Origin of the sequence: Jannaschia pagri (assembly GCF_019655435.1) — a bacterium.
GTDB lineage: Bacteria > Pseudomonadota > Alphaproteobacteria > Rhodobacterales > Rhodobacteraceae > Jannaschia > Jannaschia pagri.
This window is the reverse complement of record NZ_BPFH01000003.1, coordinates 243,159-266,243: the sequence shown is the minus strand read 5'-3', so window position 1 is coordinate 266,243 and position 23,085 is coordinate 243,159. Positions and strand designations below refer to the sequence as shown.

Annotated in this window: 13 protein-coding genes; 5 read left to right on the top strand and 8 right to left on the bottom strand. The window is 63.1% G+C overall.

Annotated features, from left to right (window positions below; all coding sequences use genetic code 11):
- Window positions 1–25 precede the first annotated feature (25 nt).
- Both K5R33_RS09370 and K5R33_RS09365 read right to left on the bottom strand, forming a co-directional pair.
- Window positions 26–880, bottom strand: a complete 855-nt coding sequence (locus K5R33_RS09370) for an ABC transporter permease (RefSeq protein WP_220748765.1) — start codon at window positions 878–880, stop codon at window positions 26–28.
- Window positions 881–902: 22 nt separating this feature from the next.
- Complete coding sequence (locus K5R33_RS09365; RefSeq protein ID WP_220748764.1) at window positions 903–2,069, bottom strand: nucleotide sugar dehydrogenase; 1,167 nt, start codon at window positions 2,067–2,069, stop codon at window positions 903–905.
- A 227-nt stretch (window positions 2,070–2,296) separates the two neighbouring features.
- Between K5R33_RS09365 and rfbC the strand changes: the two genes are divergently transcribed.
- The 5 genes from rfbC (at window position 2,297) to K5R33_RS19165 (ending at window position 11,230) form a co-directional block, all read left to right on the top strand.
- The gene (rfbC, locus tag K5R33_RS09360; RefSeq protein WP_220748763.1) at window positions 2,297–2,851 is read left to right on the top strand and encodes a dTDP-4-dehydrorhamnose 3,5-epimerase; all 555 of its coding nucleotides are present in this window, start codon (window positions 2,297–2,299) and stop codon (window positions 2,849–2,851) included.
- 4 nt (window positions 2,852–2,855) lie between these two features.
- Entirely contained in the window at window positions 2,856–3,962 is a 1,107-nt protein-coding gene (gene rfbB / locus K5R33_RS09355; RefSeq protein WP_220748762.1) for a dTDP-glucose 4,6-dehydratase, read from the top strand.
- A complete protein-coding gene (rfbD, locus tag K5R33_RS09350) occupies window positions 3,959–4,804 on the top strand; it encodes a dTDP-4-dehydrorhamnose reductase (protein WP_220748761.1) in 846 nt (281 codons plus the stop codon). Before rfbB ends, rfbD begins: the two co-directional genes overlap by 4 nt.
- 27 nt (window positions 4,805–4,831) lie before the next feature.
- Window positions 4,832–5,722 carry a glucose-1-phosphate thymidylyltransferase RfbA gene (gene rfbA, locus K5R33_RS09345; RefSeq protein WP_220748760.1) on the top strand — a complete coding sequence of 297 codons (891 nt, stop codon included), beginning with the start codon at window positions 4,832–4,834 and terminating at the stop codon, window positions 5,720–5,722.
- Window positions 5,723–6,013: 291 nt separating this feature from the next.
- Window positions 6,014–11,230, top strand: a complete 5,217-nt coding sequence (locus K5R33_RS19165; RefSeq protein WP_220748759.1) for a calcium-binding protein — start codon at window positions 6,014–6,016, stop codon at window positions 11,228–11,230.
- Window positions 11,231–11,378: 148 nt separating this feature from the next.
- On the opposite strand, the gene K5R33_RS19185 is transcribed toward K5R33_RS19165, so the two are convergent.
- The 6 genes from K5R33_RS19185 to K5R33_RS09310 all read right to left on the bottom strand — a co-directional run bounded on the left by K5R33_RS19185 (window position 11,379) and on the right by K5R33_RS09310 (window position 22,886).
- The gene (locus tag K5R33_RS19185; RefSeq protein ID WP_220748758.1) at window positions 11,379–13,004 is read right to left on the bottom strand and encodes an ABC transporter ATP-binding protein; all 1,626 of its coding nucleotides are present in this window, start codon (window positions 13,002–13,004) and stop codon (window positions 11,379–11,381) included.
- A 22-nt stretch (window positions 13,005–13,026) separates the two neighbouring features.
- Complete coding sequence (locus K5R33_RS09330) at window positions 13,027–14,199, bottom strand: KpsE/RkpR family capsule polysaccharide export protein (RefSeq protein WP_220748757.1); 1,173 nt, start codon at window positions 14,197–14,199, stop codon at window positions 13,027–13,029.
- Window positions 14,200–14,348: 149 nt separating this feature from the next.
- Window positions 14,349–16,925 (bottom strand): glycosyltransferase, encoded by a 2,577-nt coding sequence (locus K5R33_RS09325; RefSeq protein WP_220748756.1) that lies wholly within the window; start codon window positions 16,923–16,925, stop codon window positions 14,349–14,351.
- A 6-nt stretch (window positions 16,926–16,931) separates the two neighbouring features.
- Window positions 16,932–17,957 (bottom strand): hypothetical protein, encoded by a 1,026-nt coding sequence (locus tag K5R33_RS09320; protein ID WP_220748755.1) that lies wholly within the window; start codon window positions 17,955–17,957, stop codon window positions 16,932–16,934.
- Between the two features lie 100 nt (window positions 17,958–18,057).
- The gene (locus tag K5R33_RS09315) at window positions 18,058–18,873 is read right to left on the bottom strand and encodes a glycosyltransferase (RefSeq protein WP_220748754.1); all 816 of its coding nucleotides are present in this window, start codon (window positions 18,871–18,873) and stop codon (window positions 18,058–18,060) included.
- The gene (locus K5R33_RS09310; RefSeq protein ID WP_220748753.1) at window positions 18,870–22,886 is read right to left on the bottom strand and encodes a glycosyltransferase family 2 protein; all 4,017 of its coding nucleotides are present in this window, start codon (window positions 22,884–22,886) and stop codon (window positions 18,870–18,872) included. Before K5R33_RS09310 ends, K5R33_RS09315 begins: the two co-directional genes overlap by 4 nt.
- Window positions 22,887–23,085 lie beyond the last annotated feature (199 nt).

The window sequence follows — 23,085 nt, the reverse complement described above, 5'->3', positions numbered from 1 at the left end:
ATGGATGGGCGGGCATGGACCCGCCCTACAACTCCAGCATGTCTCGGTGGTAGCGGTGCAGGAACACCATGCCAACAAGGCCGAGAACGAGCCCCACCCCAAACACATAGGCCGGGTTCACATAGACCACGTCATACCCGACGTAGAATCCGGACCGCATCTGTGCGGTCACATGGATTAAGGGGTTCCAAAGGAAGTATTCCTTATACTGCTCGGGCAGCCCTTCGAGGATCAGGATGATCCCCGACAGGAAAAACAAAGGTCGGTTGGCAATGCCCCAGACCTGTTGCCAGATCGGGAATTGGGTGATGAGAAAGCAATTCAACATCCCCACACCTGCGCCCAAGACGATGGCCATGGCATAGGACAGCAGGATTGGTTCCATTTGTACGACCGTTCGCGTCTCGAACAAACCACGGATCGCGCTGATCAGCAGGACCGCCACCAGAAGCTGCGTCAGGACCGTGAGTGTGATTCGCGCCAGAATGGCGTCCACATAGGTCACACGCGGGTACGACAGCAGAGCCTTTGAGAAGTTGATGGATTGAGCGGTCTTGTTGCTCACCTCCATGTACATATTGAACGGCAGGATTCCCGTGGCGAAGAAGATCGCGAAGTTCGTGCCCAGCTGCGGGCTACGCAGCCCGATCATCACGAACAGGACCGTGAGGAACAGGATGCCCAGCAGCGGCTCCAGGATCATCCAGGCATAGCCGCCAGGGGACCGACCGTAGCTGGAGGTCATTTCCCGCAGGATCAAAGCGACGATTGTCCGGATACCACTCAACCGCACGGTCTTGCGCACGGGACGCAGGGCCGCCGCCTCGGTCGCGCTGATCGGCGCGGGACCTGGTGAGGGCCCGGCGGTCTCTGACGTCATGGGATCCGGAGTCGCTGTCACGTCAGTCGCCCCCGAATAGATCGCGTGTGAAGACTTTGGCCTCCACGTCGAGCAGATCGTCGGTCATGCGGTTCGCCACGATGACGTCTGACTGCGCCTTGAAGGCTTCGAGGTCCGTCAGCACCGGGGAATTGAAGAAGGTCTCTTCGTCCAAGGCCGGTTCAAAGACCAAGACCTCGATCCCCTTTGCCTTGAGCCGTTTCATGATCCCCTGGACGGAGCTTTGGCGGAAATTGTCCGATCCTGCCTTCATCACCAGGCGATAGATGCCAACCACCTTTGGTCCTCGCGCCAGGATTTGTTCTGAGATGAAGCCCTTCCGCGTGCGGTTGGCTTCCACAATGGCAGCGATCAGGTTTTGCGGAACCTCGGAGTAATTCGCCAAAAGCTGCTTCGTGTCCTTTGGCAGGCAATACCCACCATAGCCGAAGGATGGGTTGTTGTAGTGCGCCCCAATGCGCGGGTCCAAGCCGACCCCTTCGATGATCTGCCGACTGTCCATGCCATGGGACAGGGCGTAGCTGTCCAACTCGTTAAAATAGGCGACGCGCATCGCCAGGTAGGTGTTCGCGAACAGTTTGATGGCCTCGGCCTCGGAGGGGTCCGTCAGCAGAACGGGGACATCTTTGGTAATCGCCCCGTCCAGCAGAAGGTCCGCAAAAGCCTGCGCCCGCTCCGACCGCTCCCCTACGACAATTCGGCTGGGGTGCAGGTTGTCATAGAGGGCGCGCCCCTCGCGCAGAAACTCCGGCGAGAAGAGAACATTGGTCAGGCCGGTCCGCGCCCGGAAGTCTTGCACGAAGCCAACCGGTATCGTGGATTTGATGACGATGGTCGCATCCGGTTGTTGGGCTGCGGCCTGCTGGGCAACCGCCTCTACCGAAGACGTGTCAAAATGGTTGGTCACCGTGTCGTAGTTTGTCGGTGTGGCAACGATCACCACATCTGCACCCGCGAAGGCTTCGGCTGGATCTGTGGTTGCCTGCAACGTCAGCGGAATATCGCTCAAGTACCGTTCGATGTCCGGGTCCACGATCGGGCTTTGCCGGGCGTTCAACATCTCTACCCGGCTGGCATCCAAGTCGAGCGCCACGACTTCATGCTTCTGAGCCAAAAGAACGGCATTCGACAGGCCAACGTATCCAATACCGGCAACGGCAATCTTCATATGGTATCTCCAAATCAGGCCCTGGCTTCCATCGTGGGGGCGTCACCGATGGGAACCAGACACGGCGCTGGGATGGCAATGGCACATTTCACGCCACCGCGCCAACAGGCGCGCGATGGGTTGGCGGTTTCAAGACAGGTTCAGCTTTGATGCAAAACCAGTTAGGCAATGGCGAAGCGTCAACAGATGGCGCGCCCCAAGGTACTCTCGAGATTTCAGGACCGTCCATGCACATTACCGACACTTCCCTTCCGGGTGTGAAATTGATCGAGCCGCCCCGTTTCGGAGACGCGCGTGGCTTCTTTTCCGAAAGTTGGAACAAGGCCAAGCTGGCATCAGAGGGCGTCGAGATCGACTTTGTGCAGGACAACCACTCCCTGTCGCGGACGGTCGGGACGGTGCGCGGGCTGCACTTTCAATCGCCGCCCCACGCCCAGGCCAAACTGGTGCGCTGTGGTCGCGGGGCGTTGTTCGACGTGGCGGTCGACATCCGGAAGGGATCCCCAACCTACGGGCAGTGGGTTGGCGAAGAATTGACCTTTGAGAACGGCAAGCAGCTTCTGATCCCTGCCGGATTCCTCCACGGCTTTGTCACGCGGGAACCTGACACAGAGATCGTCTACAAATGCTCGGACTATTACGCACCCGAATGTGACGGCGCCGTGCGCTGGGACAGTTGCGGTATCGATTGGGGGTTCGAGGGTGAGGCGTTGTTGAGCGACAAGGATGCCAAGGCCCCCGCCCTCGCTGAGTTCGACAGCCCTTTCACCTGGCAGGGATAAGACCATGAAGATCTTGATCACCGGCGGGGCCGGTTTCATCGGCTCGGCCGTGGTGCGCCAGGCCATCGCCGATGGCCATAGCGTCGTGAACTTGGACGCGCTGACCTATGCGGCCTGTCTCGACAACGTCGCCGGTGTCGCCGACAGCCCGAACTACGCCTTCGTCCAGGCCGATATTCGCGACCGCGCGGCCCTGGATGCGGCTTTTACCGCCCATCACCCCGACGCCGTCATGCACTTGGCCGCCGAAAGCCACGTGGACCGGTCGATAGATGGGCCGGGCGATTTCATCGAGACCAATATCACCGGCACCTACAACATGCTGGAGGCCGCGCGCAGCTATTGGACTGCCAAGGGCAAGCCTGCGTCGTTCCGGTTCCATCACATTTCCACCGATGAGGTCTTCGGCTCGCTGCCTGCCGACAAGTCGGTGAAGTTCACCGAGGATACGCCCTACGACCCGCGCTCGCCCTATTCGGCGTCCAAGGCGTCGTCGGACCATTTGGTGCGGGCCTGGCACGAGACCTACGGGTTGCCCGTGGTGCTGACCAATTGCTCCAACAACTACGGCCCTTTCCACTTCCCCGAGAAGCTGGTGCCGGTGATTATTCTGAACGCGTTGGCCGGAAAGGACCTACCGATCTACGGCGATGGCTCCAATGTGCGCGATTGGCTCTTCGTGGAGGATCATGCCCGCGCCCTTTTGGTTGCGCTGCAACGGGGGGCTCTGGGCCGCAGTTACAACATCGGTGGGGATAATGAGCGTACCAACCTGGAGTTGGTGACCGCGCTTTGCGCCATACTCGATGCCAAGCGGCCAAAGAACGAAGGCTCCTATGCCGACCAGATCACCTACGTGACCGACCGCCCTGGCCATGACGCCCGTTATGCCATCGATGCGACCCGGATCCAGGACGAACTTGGGTGGAAGCCCTCGGTCACCGTCGAAGAGGGTCTGGAACGGACGGTGGACTGGTATCTGGACAATACAGATTGGTGGCAGGCGTTGCTGGACCGGAAAGGGGTCGGGGAACGGCTGGGCGTGAAGGCGCTGTCCGAGGATCCTACGATGAAGGATCCAGCGACTGAACCTGCGGAGCCCCGCGCATGAGCATCCTGGTTTTTGGATCCACCGGCCAAGTCGCAACGGAGCTACGCCGTCAAGCGCCCGAGGCGACCTTCCTGAGCCGTGCAGACGCCGACCTATCGGACCCCGACGCCTGCGCTGCCGCTATTGCCGCGCATAAGCCCGATGTGGTGATCAACGCCGCCGCCTATACAGCCGTGGACCGCGCTGAGGAGGAGGAGGCCCTGGCCACGACCGTCAACGGCGACGCACCCGCCGCCATGGCCCGCGCTTGCGCGGATCTGGGCGTGCCGTTTCTGCATGTCTCTACCGATTACGTCTTTGACGGCACAGGCACCGATCCCTGGCAGGTGGGCGACCCGGTCGCACCGCTGGGCGCCTATGGCCGCTCCAAACTGGTGGGGGAGGAGGGGGTGCGCGCCGCGGGCGGGGCCCATGCAATCCTGCGGACGTCTTGGGTGTTCTCGGCCCATGGCAACAACTTCGTCAAAACCATGCTGCGCCTGTCCGAGACCCGCGACGCGCTGAACGTGGTCGAGGACCAGATCGGGGGGCCCACCCCGGCTGCTGACATTGCCGCGACCTTGCTGGCCATGTCCGCTAAGATGCGGGCGGGGCAGGGCGGCGGCACCTACCATTACGGCGGGGCGCCCGCGACGAGTTGGGCAGGGTTCGCCCGCGAGATATTCACCCGCGCAGGCCGCGACGTCACGGTGACCGGGATCCCGACCAAGGACTACCCCACCCCAGCGGCGCGCCCACTCAACTCCCAGATGGACGGCAGCACCCTGCGCACGGACTTTGGGATTGACCCGCCCGACTGGCGCGCGGGCCTCGATGCTGTCTTGCGCGACCTAACCGTCTGACGCCCCACTATTTAGCAGGAGATTTCCATGACCAATCGCAAGGGCATCATTCTGGCCGGCGGCTCGGGCACGCGGCTCTACCCCATTACGCTGGGGGTCTCGAAACAGCTTTTGCCGGTCTACGACAAGCCGATGATTTACTACCCCATCAGTGTGCTGATGCTGGGTGGGATCCGTGAGGTCGCGCTGATTACGACCCCGCAGGATGCGGACCAATTCAAGCGTACCCTGGGCGATGGCAGCCAGTGGGGCATGTCCTTCACCTATATCGAGCAGCCCAGCCCAGACGGACTGGCCCAAGCCTATCTCTTGGCCGAAGACTTCCTGGCCGGTGCGCCCTCGGCTTTGGTGCTGGGCGACAATATCTTCTTTGGCCATGGCTTGCCGAAGATGCTGGCCCGGGCCGATCAACAAGCTGTGGGAGGCACCGTGTTTGGATACCGGGTCGCGGATCCGGAACGGTATGGTGTGGTCGCCTTTGACGACGATGGGCAAGCAAAGCAGATCATCGAAAAGCCCGAGGTGCCTCCTTCAAACTTCGCGGTGACGGGCCTGTACTTCCTCGATGGGGACGCGCCGAAGCGCGCCGCCGCGGTGAAACCCTCGGCACGGGGTGAGTTGGAAATCACCACCCTGTTGGAAATGTATCTGACCCAGGGTTTGTTGTCCGTGGAGCGGATGGGCCGGGGATATGCCTGGTTGGACACGGGCACCCATGGCTCGCTGCTGGATGCGGGTAACTTCGTCAGGACGCTTGAGCGGCGTCAGGGTCTGCAAACCGGGTCGCCGGACGAGATCGCTTTCGGACAGGGGTGGATCGACCGGGCGGAGTTGACCAAGCGCGCCCAGATGTTTGGCAAGAATGACTACGGTCAGTACCTGCTTGCGCTGGCTGAGGACCCCAAGTCGTCGGCCTGAGTCGCGTTGCCATTTTGGAAACACAACGTTTCAATTGCATTGTAGCCAAAAGGCATCAGTAGGCGCAAAGCCGCGAATTTTGATCAGATTATGAGCGAAATTCGCCGCTTTTTGAGGACAGAAAGAGCGATAAGCAGTGGCCTGGCGGCGTCTCGGGAACGTTTCGTTCGCCTTTTTCTGACACGTCTGACCGCTGTACGCGCCGGGACATTCCGTGCCGGCGGCCTCTTTTCCCTTGCTGTTGGGTGCCTGCCCGCGGCGAGACCTCCGTCACGTTCTTAAGGAACCCACATGTCCGCAACTTTCCGACTGACTACCGGTCTTGATACGTTTACCGGAACGACCGGCAACGACATCGTCGAATTTCCCTCCAACGTCGCAAACCTAGAAGCGGGTGACATCATCACCCTCGGTGCCGGTACGGACACGCTGGTCACGGAGCGGACGTCAGCGCTGGGCCTCGGAACGGATCGTCTTGGCGGCTTCAGTGGACTTGATGTGATTGATGTCACTAGCCCCCCTGCGGTGACAATCAAACTGCTGGAGTTCCTGTTGTCGCAGTCCGACGATGGCACTCTGCTGGTTCGGTTCGATGGGGATCCCCTGACACTCGACCTGCGCGAGGCGGGTGGGCGCGAAGGCTTCGTGATCGAAGGCACGGGCCAGGTGTCGCTCTCTGATGGTGAGTTGCAGTGGGTCACCGTCGCGGATGGCGTGAACGGTCGGGTCGATGGCGGATCTGGCAGCGATACGATCGAAGGTGGCACGGGCAACGACGTTCTGCGCGGCGGCGGAAATGCCGATATGGTCGACGGCGGTGCGGGCGCGGACACGCTGACCGGCAACGGCGGCTATGACGTCCTGAACGGCGGCACGGGCAATGATGACCTGGACGGCGGCTCCGAAGACGATGTCCTTGAAGGTGGGGCTGGGCAAAACACCGCGACAGGTGGCTTTGGCTCCGACACCTTTGTGGTGACAGCGGGTGAGACGCTGACCATCACCGACTTCGAAGCCACGAACACCTTTGAGCGAATTGACCTGCGCGCCCTTGGATCCGACCTGGCGTTCAACCTGAACTTCACGACGGACGGCGCCTTTCAGGTTCTGTCCCTCGGGGCGGGCACAACACTCCGCCTGTCGGCCAGCGCGGCGGCTGCGATCACGCGCGATAGCTTCATCCTTCCGTCCGATGGGGATTTCGTGTCCAAGGCCCAGGGGTTGGCGCCCATGGCCGACTTCCGCTTTACCGATGCCGATGACACCTTTACCGGTGGGGCCGGTCGCCAGACATTTGAGGTGATCGGGCAATTCTCCAAACTGGCCGGGACGGATTTCTTCGATGGCGGCGCTGACGTGGATACACTGCGCATCTGGGGCGAAGATCGGGAGCTTTCCGAAGGTCTGCTGACCGGCATGTCCGGCATCGACGTGATCGACCTTGCAGGGGCCAGCGGCAACCTGGGTATCTCGATCAGCGCCGCAATGGTGGCGCAGTCGGACGCCGGAACGCTTCTCATCAAGACCGGCGGAAACGCTGTGATCGTTGACACCGCATTTGGTGATGGCGTCGTGACCGTTGAAGGGACGGGCCCGATTACCCTGCGCAATGAGGTGAACCAGAACCTGACCCTGTCCGACCAGTACGCGGGATCCGTGATTGGTGGATCCCGGGCTGACAAAGTGACGGGTGGCGCGCGCAACGACACTTTGGAGGGCGGCGCCGGTGCGGATACCGTTTCGGGCGAGGGTGGCGACGACAGCCTATCGGGTGGCGCCGCGCGAGACGTGCTGAACGGCGATGCGGGCGACGACACCCTTGAGGGCGGCGCAAGCCATGACCGGCTTAATGGCGGCACCGGGGACGACAGCCTCAACGGCGGCACCGGGTCGGACGTTCTGACCGGAGGGCTGGGCAGCAACACCGTCACGGGCGGGGCCAACGCCGATACCTTCGTGATCACCCCGGGCGAGACGCTGACGATCACGGACTTTGCGCTGACCAACACCTATGAGCGGATCGACCTCCGCCCCATGGGGCCGAATTTCGTCCTGGACCTGAACTATACGGTTGTTGACGGGTTTGGCGTGTTCGACTTGGGCCAGGGGACAACCCTGCGTCTGCCCGAAGCGACGGCCGCTGGCCTGACCGTGGATAACCTGGTCCTGCCCGGTGCCGAAGACTTCGTGACCTTTGCGACGAACCTCTCGACGCCAGCTGACTTCCTGTTCACAGCGGGCAACGACGTCTTTGCCGGTGGCGACGAAGCGGACATCTTTGAACTCAGTGGTCAGTTCTCGAACCTGTCCGGTGACGACGTGTTCGTTGGCGGGGCAGGTGATGACGTCCTGCGCATTACGGGCGCGGATCGTCAGTTGTCGTTCGACCTGCTGCGCGGCATGGACGGGATCGACATCATCGACATGACCGCAACGACGGGCGATCTGGCGGTGCGCATCGACCCGCGGATGGTCGCGCAATCCGACGACGGAACCCTCCTGATTAAGAACGGCCTCAACGATATGATCGTGGATGCCTCTTTCGGGGATGGTGTCATCACGTTGGAGGGGACGGGCAACATCCTGCTCCGCAATGTGACGGGTCAGAACGTCACGATTTCCGATGATTATGCGGGGAATGTCACGGGCGGGTCCCGGTCTGACAAGATCACTGGCGGGCGCCGTGATGACCGGATCGAGGGTGGCTTGCTCGATGACATGCTGGCCGGTGCTGGCGGTGACGACAGCATTCGCGGCGACGGCGGCAATGACACGCTGACGGGCGGCGAGGGGAATGACACGCTCGATGGTGGCGATGGACGCGACGAATTGATCGCGGACCTGGGCGCCACGACCATGACCGGTGGTGGGGGCGATGACCTGTTCATCATCGCAAAGGACGCAGGCCCCGTCACAATCACCGACCTCGACACGCTCAGCTTCCTGGAGCGTGTGGACCTGTCCCAGATCGACAGCATCCGGGCCGCATCGGACGTCAATGTCTCGATCGACGGGCGCGACGTGCGCCTGACCGCCACCGACCTGGACTTGACCCTGAAGGGCGCGGCAGGCCCCAACATCGATATCCGCGACTTCGTGTTGCCCGGCCAGGACGCGCGCATCTTCAATGTGACCAATGGCACGCCGCTGGAAGAGCTTCAGAACTTGATCAATGGCGCGCCGAGCGGGTCGACGATCAACCTGGCGGCCGGGACCTACGACATCACCGAGACGCTGCGGATCGACCGTTCGGACATCACCATCAAGGGGGCAGGCCAAGGTCAGACGATCCTTCGTGCGGCGCAAACCGACGCGAACGCGGGGCAGACCATCCTGGTTCAGCCGGACGGTCAGGAGCTCTTCACCGACCTCAGCCCTATCGCGGTGAACGCAGAGAAGGGCACCTTTCAGATCACGCTGTCCGAAGATCACGAGTTGGGCATCGGCGACCTGCTGTTCATCCATCAGGAAAACGACGCTGACTTTATCCGCGAGAGTGGCAATACCGACTGGATCCAGCCGGAACCTGATCGCCCGGAGGACATCTGGCTGCGTGAGTTCCGCTCCCGCATCACGGAAATTGATGGCAACGTCATCACCGTGCGGGAGCCGCTGCCTTTCGACTTCGATGCGGGCGTCGCCACGGTGCGGCAATCCACCTACCTGGAAAACGTCGTTCTGTCTGACTTCACGGTCACCGGCCAATGGGGCGAGACGGCGGATCCCAACAACTTCAACAACACGCTTCCCGATGAATGGAAGTCGATTGCCGCCATCGAATTGGATGCTGTCGAGAACTCCTCCATCAGCCGCGTGACGATTGAAGACCCGGCCAGCCACGCCTTCCGTTTCCAGCGTACCTATGACGTAACGGGCGAGGATCTGGTCGCCGAGGGCGCGCACAACAAGGGCCCGTCCAACGGCTACCACTACTACCTGGTCGAGGCGTTCAAGACGACGCTGAACAATGTCACGTCGGAAGATGCGCGCCACTCGGTTCTGTTCTCATCGTTCCACGCGGAACACTACAATGAGATCAACGTCACCGAGACCAATCGCGATATCAACTTCCACGGCAGCCCGGACGCCGACAACATCGTCCGCGTGGAAACGATGATCCAAGAGTACCGCAACGACGTCCCGTCGCGGGAGGATCCGCAGTGGCAATCGGTCAACCCAGGGGTTCCTGGGGAGCACCCCGAAGAAGCGATCGAGGATAACGACGTCACCTTCCGCACCCTGCAATCGGGTGGGCGGCCTGACATCGTGACGGCCGACGAACGGGGCGGCAACCTCAACACCGGCATCGGCAGCGACCAGTTGTTCGGTGGCTCCGGCCAAGACACGCTGACAGGCGGGCTGGGCGATGACGACCTGACCGGTGGCGGGGCGAGCGACCGCTTCGTGTATCGTGTCGGTGACGGCAACGACCAGATCCGCGACTTTGAGATGGGCGCCGGTGGCGACGTGTTGGTTCTGCAAGGGACGGCCTTCACCAATATCGGGCAGCTCAAGGTATCCTTCGAACAAGGCGACGTGGTTCTGGACATGGGCCGTGGGGTCGATGCGTCGATCCGCCTGCGGGATGTGGATGCCCGTTTGGCGCGACCGTCCAATGTCGAGTTCTTGAGCGACCCGAACGTTGAGGGTCTCGTGGACCGCGTGAATGCCGAAGACAGGTTCGTGCTGGGCACGCAGGTTGCAGACACTGTGACGATCTTTGCGTCGCAGCTGAACGCGACCAACTTCGAAGCGATCATGGGGACGGGCCTCGATACCCTCGTGGTCGAGGTTGGGAACGTCTCTGGCATCGTGGAAGAGATCGGCGATCTGTCGGGCGTGGATATCTTCGACTTCACCATCTCTCGCAACTTGGCTCTGGAAATCGGTCAAGAGGCGGTAACCCAGTCGGACAACGATGAGATCACCGTGATGATCGGGGATACCGGCGACATGCGCCTGAACGCCAGCGGCATCACCGACCGTGGTGGGCTGATCGTCGACGGCGCGCGGATCATTAACCTGTCGGACAGTGGCAATGCCTTGACGCTTGGCGACCGGATCGGTGGGACGGTGTCCGGCGGTGATGGCGCAGATGAGGTCGAAGGCGGCGCCCAAAACGACCGGATTGACGGTGGTGCCGGGAACGACACGATCGCTGGCGGTGCGGGCGAAGACACCTTGACGGGTGGCGCAGGCAACGACGCTTTCGTCTTCGAAGTCCCCGGCGCTGCGCTGCGCGGGGCCGACCGGATCACGGACTTCCAGTCGGGACAGGATCGCATCCTGATTGATGTCCCAGATGGTGTGTTCCCGACGGGCGCTTTGCCGAACGGTGTCCTGCGCCAAGGCACGGCGGCCCAGGACGCAAACGACTATCTGATCTACGATCAGGCGACGGGTCGGTTGTTCGTGGACCTGAACGCCAACGCTGCTGGCGGTCAGACGTTGATCGCCACCTTGGATGGCAATCCGGAACTGACGTCAGCTGACTTCTTGCTGGTATAAGTGCGGCATCAGGCGCTCCGTCCGGGGCGCCTGACCCATTCTTTAGATGAGGCAACGGCGGGCGAAGTGACTCGCCCCCGCACCCGTGCGCCCATTGGGCCAGCCGGGAACGTCACAGCGTTGTCGTGGGGCGCTTAATCGTGGGACGTCAGGCTGCCGGTAGGGACTCGTTCAAATGTTCCGGACGCCAGCGCCAAGCCAAGGGCACGTCGGACCCGTATTCGGCATAGATCGCCTCATACTGCGGCAGCAGCATTTCCATCAGCTTTTCACCGAGCTCCCCAGGCAGCTTTGGAACATCGGGCCGGTCCGGAAACGTCGGGCGACGGTCGTCGGGCAGGACATCCAGCCCCAGGGTGGTCGTCATCCGTTCCAACTCCACCAAGCGCGCCTCCGGGTCGTCGAGATGTTCGTGAAACAGCGTGACGATCCGGTCCTTTGGGACCTCGGGCAGTAGCCGCGACATCAACCGCGCATAGTCCGAATCCGGTCTAAGCCCGACGATTTCCTCCGGGCCTTCGGCAAGCAACTGGCGAAGCTGCCGCGCACAGGTATCGGCTGTCCGTTTCTCCTCAGGCATATCGAGGCATAGGGCCTCCCAATAACGATCCACTGGATCCCTTAGCACCAGAAGGAACACGCCATCGCCAAGCCCAGCCATGTCGGAAAAATCAAGCTGTCGGAGGCGGGCGTAGGCAGGTGTTAGATCGCACAACAATGGCTGGCTGCGCCGGTGGCGCTGCATGAAATCCAGATAGGCTTCGTGACGGGTTTCCCCCTCGCTCGGCGCAGCATGGATTTGCAAAAGAGCCGCCGTGTCACTGATCTTGCCGAGCAATTTGGACCGATCTGCGCCCTTTGCCTTTTCTTGTTGGGCCGACAGCTTGCGCAGGGCCGCGTTTCGGTCGCGCAGAAGACGGCGGTTCCGACCCGCGCGGGTGTCGAAGTAGTGGGGCTCCGTCACATCCGGGCAAAGGCACTGGCGATGGCGGCGCAGACAATCACCAACCCAGCCCGCATGGGTCACCGGCAAGCCAAGCCCGTAGAGCATGCGCACACCCTCGGGCAGGCGGACCATACTGTCGTCGCGGGCGGGCACAGCCGCTTCGCGGGTCCGGTCGGGGTCCAGACTAAACAGGTATCGGTCGATCGCCTCATCGACCTCTTCGTAGTACTGGAGCTTGCCGTTCTCCAGCATGGCGCCTGCCGTGCACAGATCGCGAATTTGCCCCATGGAGTGGCTGACGAAGATCGCGCCGGAGGTCTCCATCCGCCCGCGAAAGACTTCGCTCGATTTCCGGCGGAAGGCCGCGTCGCCCACGGCGGTGACCTCGTCCACCAGATAGGTGTCGAAGGCCAAGCCCATGTTGATCCCGAACGACAGGCGACCCTTCATCCCCGAGGAATAGGACCGCACCGGCAGGTGGAAATGTTCCCCCAGTTCCGCGAAATCCTCGACCCAGTCCATCAAGGATTCTGTATCCGCGCCATAGATGCGCGCCACAAAGCGCGTGTTTTGCGCGCCGGTCAGATCCGCATGCATGGAATCGGCCAGACCAACGGGGAATGAAACCGACCCCGTTGACAACACCTCGCCCCAGCTTGGGGTTGAGGTCCCTGCGATCAACCGAAGCAGGGTTGATTTTCCAGCGCCGTTCCGGCCCAACAGGCCCACGGAAACGCCCGTTGGGAAGACTGCGTTCAAGTTGTCGGCAACTGTGTTGCTGCGGCCATTGACGGTGAACGTCTTGGTCAGATTGCGCAGAACGATCATGGTTCAGACCCCTTGTGACACCCTAGCGGCGATCCCGCAGGGCATAGGCCGCCAAAACGATGATCCCCCACGCGAGGAAGCTGAACAGCGCGACAAGGCTGATCAGCTTGGTCCGTTCCGGGTGGGCCGCCGACTCCGCCAGGGTGGGGCGCACGTGCGCCGCGAGGTAGCGGCTTTGGCGCCGACTTTCCGCCAGGCTTGAATCGTAGCCAGCAAGCGCAGCGGTATAGGATTGTTCGGCAAAGTTGAGATCGACGATCAGGCTTTCGTATTCCCCAACAAGATCGGCAAAGGCGTCCAGTTCCCCGCCTTCCGCGGTGCCTCCTTCATCTTGACCCTCATCGTTACGGGGCCTGCTCCCAAGGCCCAGTTTGCTCCGCTCCTCGGCGATGCGGCTCTCGATGGTTTCGATCCGGCGCTTCAACTGCACGATCCGTGGGTCGTTCGCCGGTGCCGTTTGCACCAGAATATCCAGGTCGATCAGTGTCTGGGCCAATTCGCCCTGCAAGGATGATAGGATACCCATCTGGCTTTGGATCGAGGCCTGGGGGTCCACGATCTGTGTGCGGTTGCGGAATCGGGTGATGGCCTGACGGGCGACTTTCAGCCGCTCCACCGCGCCGTCCAATTCATCGCGGGCATAGCGCGTCGCGTCCTCGCGGGCGATGGCCGACAACTCATTGATCATATCGGAACTGCGCGCCTGGATTTCCTGTGCGATGCGCTGGGCATCGTCGGGGTCGAAGGCCTGCACCCGGAGTTCTAGCAACCCGGTGGAGCCGATGTTGTATACCTTCACCATGCGCCGCCAATAGGCCGTCAGGTCCTCAATGGTTCCGGGTGGGTGATAGGCATAGATCGGGTCCTGGTCCGGGGGGACCTTACTCCAGATCGTCCGAAGGTCGAGGCTGTCTTGGACTTGGCGGACAAGCTGTTGGCTCTGGATGAAATCATACAGGATATCGGTGTCCGAAGAAGAGGAGCCGGAAAGCCCGGTGATCCCAGCCAAGCTCTCGATGGCCGATCCCGCTTCTTCGGTGCGGACAGAAAACCCTGCCGTGGACACATAGCGATCCGCCGCCCGTTCCCAGAGGTACCAGGCGCACAGGGCCGTGGGGGCCACCACCAGCAGCAGGAAACTGAGGGTGATTAACCAATGCCGTCCCCTGGGCTGGGCCGGCGCGGCTGATGTCATTTGGGTATCCGTGGCGTCTGTCATGCAAAAGTCTCGACGGTCGCGGCGGTCAGGGCTCTGGCCCGGTCCGCCTGAAAAGAGGATAAGTCTGCCCTATCGCGTATTCCGCAAAAGCTGAACGCACTTTTCGCAAGCCTGCGTGAACAGGATCAAGGCCGGAGTGCAAGACGCACCTGATCGGCGGGATCCTCCGCATTCAATGGAACGCAAAGTCCGTTCGCCGCGCGGCTGACTGCCATGCCCTGGGCTCCGATGTCGAAGGCAATCACCGGCAGCCCCGTGGCAAGGGCTTCGTGCGTGGCGTAAGAGAAGGTTTCGGGCCAAATCGCCGGGACCAGCCAGTGGGTGATCCCATGGCGGCGCACCAAGTCCGGTATCTCGTCCACGCGGTAGCCTCCGTGGACGCTGACCCGGCGCGGCAACGTACAATCCGGGTCCACCTGACCCAGAACGATTAGGCCTGCGGGACCGTCTTGTATCCCGATATGGCGGCCAAGACTGGCGACGACCGCCGCTCCCTTATGACGGTTCAAGTTGCCGATAACGCCCACCACCGGCGGTTGGGGAGGCGTGACGTTTGCAACGTTGGGTATCGCCAATCGGGCAAGATCCGGCATCGGATGGCCACGAACTTCCAGCTTGGTGCCGGTGAAGCCCGGCGCGAGGTCGGGCCAGGCCGCCATCAGGTGTTTTCTGCCATCCTCCGAGAAGAGCCGGATCTTGTCTGCCGCCCCCAACAGGCGCCCCCAGGCCGCCATCCACTCTGGCAACGACACCTCTTGTCCGTCCGGTCGTTTTGCCCTGTGTGCGAGGTCCGTGTGATCCCTCTGGATGGGGCCGCGATAGACATCGTCAGCATCCAAAAGCGTATAGGACGGCGAGATCGGCAGCCAGTCGTGGAACAATACCTCCAGCTGATCGCCCGGTTGGCGGAGCGACAGAAGGATATCGGGCAAGGTGTAGGGATCCGGGTCGCCCACGCCGCAAGAATAGACCAGGCGCTTTTGGGACAGGATCGCAAGCAATCGAACCACGGCCTCCAGGTCGTCCGTGGCCGCACCGGTTACACCCGTCAGGCCGCCGGGTTGCCCACCGGCGTGGACCTCAATCTGCCAGCGCGTCGGCCCGCCGACCCGCAGGACCACCGACGGCAGCCCCTGGGCCCGATCCGTGGCCATCCGCGTTTGCAACCAGATATCCGCCCCGCCGCCCAGATCATGGGCTAGGTAGACCGGCACAGGACCAAGATCCGCCCGCGCGGCTTGGGTGTCTGCCCAGGCCAAGGCGAGCGCCAAGCGAGGTGTGGTCAACGGATCGGACGCAATGAAGCGCGCGACCTCCAGGTCATAGGTCGGATAGCGCTGAGAGATCAGCGCCCCATTTTGCGCGATCAGCATCGCCTTCGCCTCGGAGCCGAAGCTGCTGCCGCCGCGGTGTTCCACGAAAAGGTTGCCCAACCCGATGTGGCGACCGCCCAGGGCACGGGCTTTCTGGCACCAATCCACCTCTTCGCCATAGCCACGGCCAAAGGCCGCATCCAAACGGGGCAATCGCGCCAGAAACCGAGGGGACAGGGCCATGCAGAAGCCCACGCCCGTGGGCATCTCCGCCTGGGAAAAGACAGGGTCCAGGGTTCGTGCTACCCGATCAATCGCGTCGGCATCGCCGGGCATCAAGTCCCGCGCCATACAGATACTGGGCGCCGTCGTAATCTCTGCGTCATTTGACATGGCCGTGACCGAGGCGACCGCAGGATCAGCCTCCGGCCCGACCAGTGGGGCCACAAGGCGGCTGGCCCAACCGTCGGGCACCAGCGCGTCCGAGTTCAGCAGGACAGTCGGGTGGTCGGGCGCCTGTCCTTCATCAATCCCAGCAGCCTCAAACCCAAGGTTCACGGCCCCGATGAAGCCCAGGTTTTCCGGTGGCTCCAGCAAGGTCACGTGACCAGTTTCGAGCCCATCGGCCGCAGCCGTCCAGTCCCGCAGAAAGGGCCTGACCCGGTCATCGGACGACCCGTCTTCGATCAGGATCAGGTGCCAGGGTAGATCCGTGTGGCGGATGACCCGCGTCAGGCATTCGTCCAGCAAGTCGAACCCATTGTAGACCGGTAAGACGATGGTGATCGCCGTCTCAGCCGCTAGGCTAGGAGGAGCGGAGGCCGGGAGCACCCGCGCATCAAGGGGTTGGAACCGCGCCGCCTTGTCCAGGCCCAGGCCCCGTTTGACCGCACCGCGGAACCTCGGATCTCCGGTCCGTGCCCAACCCCAGAACGCTGGGATCAGACGGAGGACCGCGCGCGTGAACTGAGCCAGATGTCCCGCCCGAACCGTCAATGGCCCGGGAAATCGCAGCGGCATCTCTGCTGTGTCGCCAGCACTGTCCTGCCAGTGAATGCGCGGACCATGGGGCTCGGCCTCGGACGCGCCACTGGGCAGGTGCGGCAGGGCTAGATCAAAGCGAAAGGGCCGATCCGGGGCCAAACCACTTGGTCGGTCGACGGAGACACTGCGCGCGCCGTGGGCCAGCGTCACTCGGACGACGGGCGGTTCTCCGGGATGCATCTTCCCGGCCACGCGCAACCGCCCACTGTCCCGCTCTGCGGTCTCAACAGCTCCGAGCGTTTTGCCTGCGCCGTTGCGCAATGGACCGGTGCGGCCCGAGACCAGATCGTGCGCCAGAACGTATCGACCATACAGACCGGCGATGCGGTGCAAGATCCCTGCCATGGGCGATCAGGCCGCGTCCAGCACGCGGCGCGTCAGGAAATCCGCCAGGTCGGGATGCATCACCTCACCCCATTTTATGTCATTGGGGAGGGGCCGCAGCGGAAAGGCCTCCTCTCCCTCCGGGACGTTGGTGATGTACGTCTGTGTGAGTTCCGCATTCGCTGCGGCAAATCTGCTGTGAAAGGCCCGCCGCCCTTTGGCATCGCGATACAACGTGCGGGCGCGCAACATCCCCAACAGGTCCGGGTGTTGACGGATGGCGTGATCCAGCTGATCCATGCGGCGACGGATGTCATCCCGCGAATGGCAGGTGTGGTGTAACAAACGTTTTAGGACTACCAAATCTGGTAGCATCCCCTCGTTCTGACGCCCCGCCGTCGGCAACCCCTCTGGCAGGTTAAGATCAAGCGCCGCCGCGAAGTTCTCTTCGACGCCCGCGCCTCGGCAGAGGTGGGCATAGCTGAGCGCGCGAAGGCCCGGGAACACGGCGTCCCAGGCCTTGGCTTGGCCCAAGAAGTCGAAATGAAACCAGAACCGCTGCCGGAAGACCTGCATATTGTGGTGATACCGGGTCGATTTCACGTGTTCTTGGTAAAGGGAATGGGCGTAGTCGGCCTGCTCGCGAAAGACGACGACAACTTCGGCCCCGCCAACCTGTTCGGCGATCTGAGTGATGTAGGAGCGACGGCGCGCCCAGTACACCTCTGGGTCCTGGGGCATCGGCTGCGCCGGGGCTTGATCCAGGTGACGGTAAAGGGGTTCTGCGCTGAGGATGGTGATGTCATGGTCGGCCCGCCGCGCCCGAACGGCGGCAAAGAACGCGATGGCCTGATCGCGGGTCATGTCATCGTTCTGATTTGAGAATGCGTTTACCGCCGCTTGGTGCGCGTAGTGCACCGGGTGATCGATCAGATCGTAGCTGGGATAGAAGATGCCGCGCTCGGCCAAAACATCCCGATTGCGGTTCAAATACTTCTGAATCGACGTGGTCGCCGTCTTGTGGGTTCCGATGTGCAGGATCAGACGGCTCATGGGGCTTCGGGTCTCGGCGCGTTCTCTGAGGTCATAGGGCTCACGGTACCACTGACGGGGCGGTGGCCGCCCATATCATCGGTGCCACGCAGAAACAAACTTAGCTTTCCGGCGGGGCAAGGTCGGTGATGCTAAAGTCGTACGTCTCTCGGAAATGCGCCTCCAACGCGGCGATTGCACCGTCATTCCCGCCACCGAGGTTATAGCCCAAGTACAGGCTGCCGCCGCCACTGTCGGATTCTTGGAAGCTGCCGGAGGTATAATCCACATTGATCAAATGCGTCGGGATGTGGTTCAGCGCCAGATGCCAGCGGAACCACAAGTCGTCGACCGTCGGCGCGATGCGCAGCGCCGTGGCAATGTCCAGTACGCCCATGGGGAAAAAGGCCGTATCATAGAGCACGCCGTCCTTACCTGTCGGCAGGATCAGACGGCTGGGGCTTTCTTCGATCTGACGGCGCATCCAATTGCGGTAGGGCGCCACCGCGCCGTTTTCCACCGACAGCAAATGACCCCGGTAGGCGATGACACAGCCGTGTGCGTCATAAGCCTCCAACAGGGTTTCGAGCCAGGTCTCCGGGTACTCCGTATCGTCGTCCGCCGTCGCCACCAGCCGTGATTGACCCCAGTTGGCCCGCAGGTAGGGCAACAACTTGCGATAGGGTCCCCAATTTGGGCAGCGATGCACCACCAGTCGTCCGCCAGAGCCGTCGACCAAACCCTGGATCTCGGGCGTGAGGTCCGTGATGCCCGTGTCCAAAAGATGCGGATCGTGCGAGATATAGAGGTGGATCCGCAGGTTGGCATAGCTCTGGTTCAGCAGCGAAGTCAGAGTTCTTGCGACCCCGGCCAACCGTGCCGCTATTGTCGTCAGGCTGACATCGACGCGACCGAAATCCCGTGTATGTAGGGTCATTGGCCCGCCCCTCTCGTGCTCGGGCGGAGGGGCCAGGGAACGGCGGCCTGAGCCGGGTCAAATGCAGTGCCTTCACCGCGTAAGCCCGAAAGGTCGGGTCGCTCCTCGATATGGCCACGCCAAAGGCTGAGCGCATCGCGCTTGGTCTGTCGTGTCCGTTGCGACAACGTTCCGGCGGCCCCATAGCACAGGACCAGGGGCGGTCTCAGGGCGTGCAAGGCGTGTCCTCCGTAGTAGCTGCGCAGGCGCTCCCGCATCTCGACGTCACCCCGGGATCGAACTTCGGCAAAAGCGCCCGCAGCCTCAAACGCGCTGCGGCGGAACATCGAGGTCATGGTCCCGTCGCCGAGGATCGAAAAGCCCGCCTCCATCTGAACCCGACCGGCAGCGTCGATGCGCATATGGGACGACGTCACAAGATGACGATCCGTATCCGCCTGGAAGGCTGCGACTTGCGCGACAAACCGATCTGGGTGGGACCAATCATCCGCGTCTTGGATCGCCAAGAAATCACCCGTCATCGCCTCCAGCACATGGTTCCGCCCCACGTAGGGGCCTTGGTTCTGGTCCAGCCGGATCAGGCGCAGGGCTGGATCATCGGCACAGGCCGCGTCAATGGTGGCCCGCCCATCCGGGCCGGAGGCATCATCGATGATGAAGACCTCCACCTCCCCATGGGTTTGTGCCCGCATGGATCGCAACGCCAGACGCAGCAGCGTTGGATCAGGGTCGAAGGCCGACATGGCCACGGAGACGCGGGGTCCAGCCTGGCCGGTCGTCGCGGGCGCGGGGGGCCTGGCACCGGCTGCGGTCTCTGGGTTTGGTGATGCGGTCTTTCCTCGGCCCAAGCGAGTGACCAGACGCGCGACCGGGCCGGGCGCATCAGACGCAGAGCGCGTGGTGGTCTCTGCCGGACCTGCCTCCGTCATGGCCGCCTCGAACACCTCCGCGACGGTACTGCCCATAACTCGCAGGGGGCGCAGATCGGTGCCCTCGAAAGTGCGGGCTAGGACCGCGTTCAACGCGTCGTTATTCCCAAGGTGGTTCTGGCAGATCGCCGAGAGGTCCGCCCCATCGGCGAGAAATCCACTGGCGTCCAAGGCGGCCAGTTCCGTTGCGTCCTGGAATATGGCCGCCATCAGCTTGCGCCGCTGGACGCTGCCGCCGGGCGGGATAACCTCGCCGACCGGGACGGCGAGACGGCGCAGGCCGTTGGACTGCCCCCGCAGATCGTCCAGCCAGACAGTTAGGTCGAGGCTGCCAAGGCGCTCCGCATCGGACAAAAGCGCGATGATTGCCGTCCGATCCTCGGCGGCCAAAGCGGCGCGAAACAGATCACGGGGGTCGGCGGTGGATGTCAGGGCTGCGTCCATGTCGCGCCCCGCCACATGGCTGACCGCAGCGAGGGCAGACGTGCCCCGCAAGGTGACAAGACGTTCAAGGATGCGCGTGTCGGTGAGCAGCGCCGGATCCGTTTCTGCCAATCGCAGGGCAAGACGCGCCTGGGTCGCGATGCCCCCGTGAATGCGCGCGGCATGGGCCAGGCGACGCGCCATGCGCAACCCCAGCGGCGCCGTATTGGCCAGCGAGATCAGCGCGCCTTCCACTTCCGTCGGGGGCAGACCCGTGGCGAGCACAGCGATCATCGGCAAAACCAGTTCAGAGCGATCTCCGACCACCGCCGCCGGGTGCAGGGCGAGGCCCGCCGCAATGGCATCCACCGCTGGCAGGTGTCGGGCCAGACGAAGGGCACGCCCGGCCTCGCCCTCGGACAACTGGGGAAACAGACCCGGCCGGTTCGCCAGCGTCGTCAGAAAGGAGCCAACTGGGGAGACTAAGCTGTTCCCTTCGATTGATGGGTCTCCGAGCCGTCGCAGGATGTCGCGCGCGCCGTCCACATCTGGCGCCCCATTAAACCGCGCGATACTGCTTTCAATCCGGCGGTGCAGCCAATCCTGGCGGCTTATCAGCGGCTCAATCGGCCAATGGTCCGCAGTGGCGAACGTCGCCGCCTGGGCGCGCGTGACATGCGTTCGCAGGGCCGCAAGGTCCCGCAAGGACACGTCGCGCTCGGTCGGGTCGGTCGGGACCGGGTCGCCTGCGGGGTCCGACGTCTGCGGAAAATGATCCTCGGGTTGCTGATCCAGATCCAGCTTTCGCGCCATGCGGGTCCGGTGGTCGGCGGCACCGTCCCAGTCGTCTGCTTGCAAGCCGCCGGGCGTACACACAGCCACCGAACTTCGGGGCAGGACGATCAACCCACGATGCAACCAGTCAAAGGCCTTTGCCGCGCGCAACGTGGCCACTTGGTCCAGCGGCAAGGAGGTGACGGGGGCGAGGCACAGCCGGGTCAATTGCGCCTTGGCCCGATCCGCCCCGACGAGGGTGGCGTTAGCGGCAATCTCGAACCGCTCTTCGGCAGCGTGATAGGTCACGCCGGTGCCGGTGGTGGCGTAACGGCCTGCCCTTGCCCAGTGGCGCCCAACGGAGCGGATGATGTGGTGCGCGTCGCGCGGGCTGTCCCCCCCGATCAGAATAACCGGCTTCCGGGCGGCATGTCGCGGCAGTCCGCCGTCGATCCCGGCTTGTTCCAGCGCGTCCAGGGCCTGCTGACCGTGGCCCTCGACCAAGTGGCAATTGTCGAGGTTGAGATAGTGCTCGGGCGTAGCTGCCGCATCCAGGCGCACCACAATCCCATAGGCGGAGGCGATTGGGACAGTCCGCGAACGGACCGTCAATCCGCCTCGGCGCCCAGATCCGGCAGGGCGCATTTCAACCGGCAGGGGCCGTGCCTCTTCTCCGAGGCCTTTGGCCCGCGCGCAGGCCGGTAGAAAATCCCCCATGGCGACCCGCTTGCGCCGGTCCGGATAGCCAAGGATTTCCCGTTCCCAGGACAGGGTATTGGTCAGGTCGGGCACATGCAGCTTCCGACCACCCGCGCCCAGATCGCCCGAGATCAAGGGGGCGGCGGTGCGCAGGAACACCGGCAGCAGGGGCGTCGGCTCCAAGTCGGCGGGTAGTATCACCACGCCCGCCTCGGGCCCTACGGCTTCGGCAGTGGCGCAGGCGGCCTCGGCGGTGCGCGCGATCCGCAGGGCCTGGATCGTCCCGGCTTGTTGCAGCTTGGCCCAATCCGCTTCGACCGAGGGCGTGGGGACCCCCTCCAGAACCACGGCAAGGGGCTGCGGCTCCAGCAAGGAGAGCGCGGCTTCGTCGCTGTTGTCGGCGGCGCCAGTAGGCCGCGCGCGCTGCCGCTCAGCGTCTATCATCCGCAGGGTTTCCTGATCGACGCGGGCCAACCGGCCGGTCGCGTCGTGACCCAACAAGTGTCTCAGGAACGACGTGGCGGCCTCGGGCGCGCGGTCGGCGGAGGCGATGCGTCGCCCCCGGCGCAACCTCAGATCGCTGCGACACGCGGCCAAGACGGTCGACAGCAGCCGCGCGGCCTCGGGGGTCTCGGTTTCAGCGAAGCGCAAGAGAACCTGTGCAAAGATGGTGCCCAAAGCCGCCGCCCCATCGTTTTCGCCTTCGTCCGGGGCGCGCACCAAGCGCCAGATCTGCACCAAATCACCCAGCGCCAAGGCGGTCGGACCGTCGATCCGCCCCGGCTTTGCGGAGGCGCGGGATGCGGCGATCTCCCCCAGTTTCCATACATAGGGGGCGTCAGGGGCCGCCATGGGCACGACCATTTCACCCGTCAGTTCGCTCAGCCGGAGAGAGGTGCTGGCGTCATGGTGGCGGGCGCCCGGCGGCGGCGCCTTGAGCGCGCGCAGCAAATCGCTCGCCCGTGTGGCAAACCGGGGCGACTGCATCAACCGGGTCAGGAAGGCATCGACAGGCTCATCCCGGGTTAGCCAGTCTTTGATGACGGTTTGCGACGGGCTGTGTTCCCCATGCAGGATGCGCAGCGCGTCTCGGATGGTGCCCGGCGTCAACGGTTGAGTCAGCCGGTCGCGGATGGGCGCGGGGTAGGCCGCCAACCGAGCAAGGAGTTTTGGGGACAAGCGGATCATTGCCAAGGTCCTGCCAGCTTTGGTGCCGCCGCACGATGGCAAGGGAGGTAAGGCATGGCGTTCTCTGATCCGGCGTCGGTGTCGATGTCCTTCGGGCATCGGTACGTTTCAAGGGTTATGGTGCGATTTTGCTGTCGCCGCAATCTACAGTCCCCAGGGCCTCCGCAGGGGGCTGGCGGTTGCACCGGCGGCTCACTTG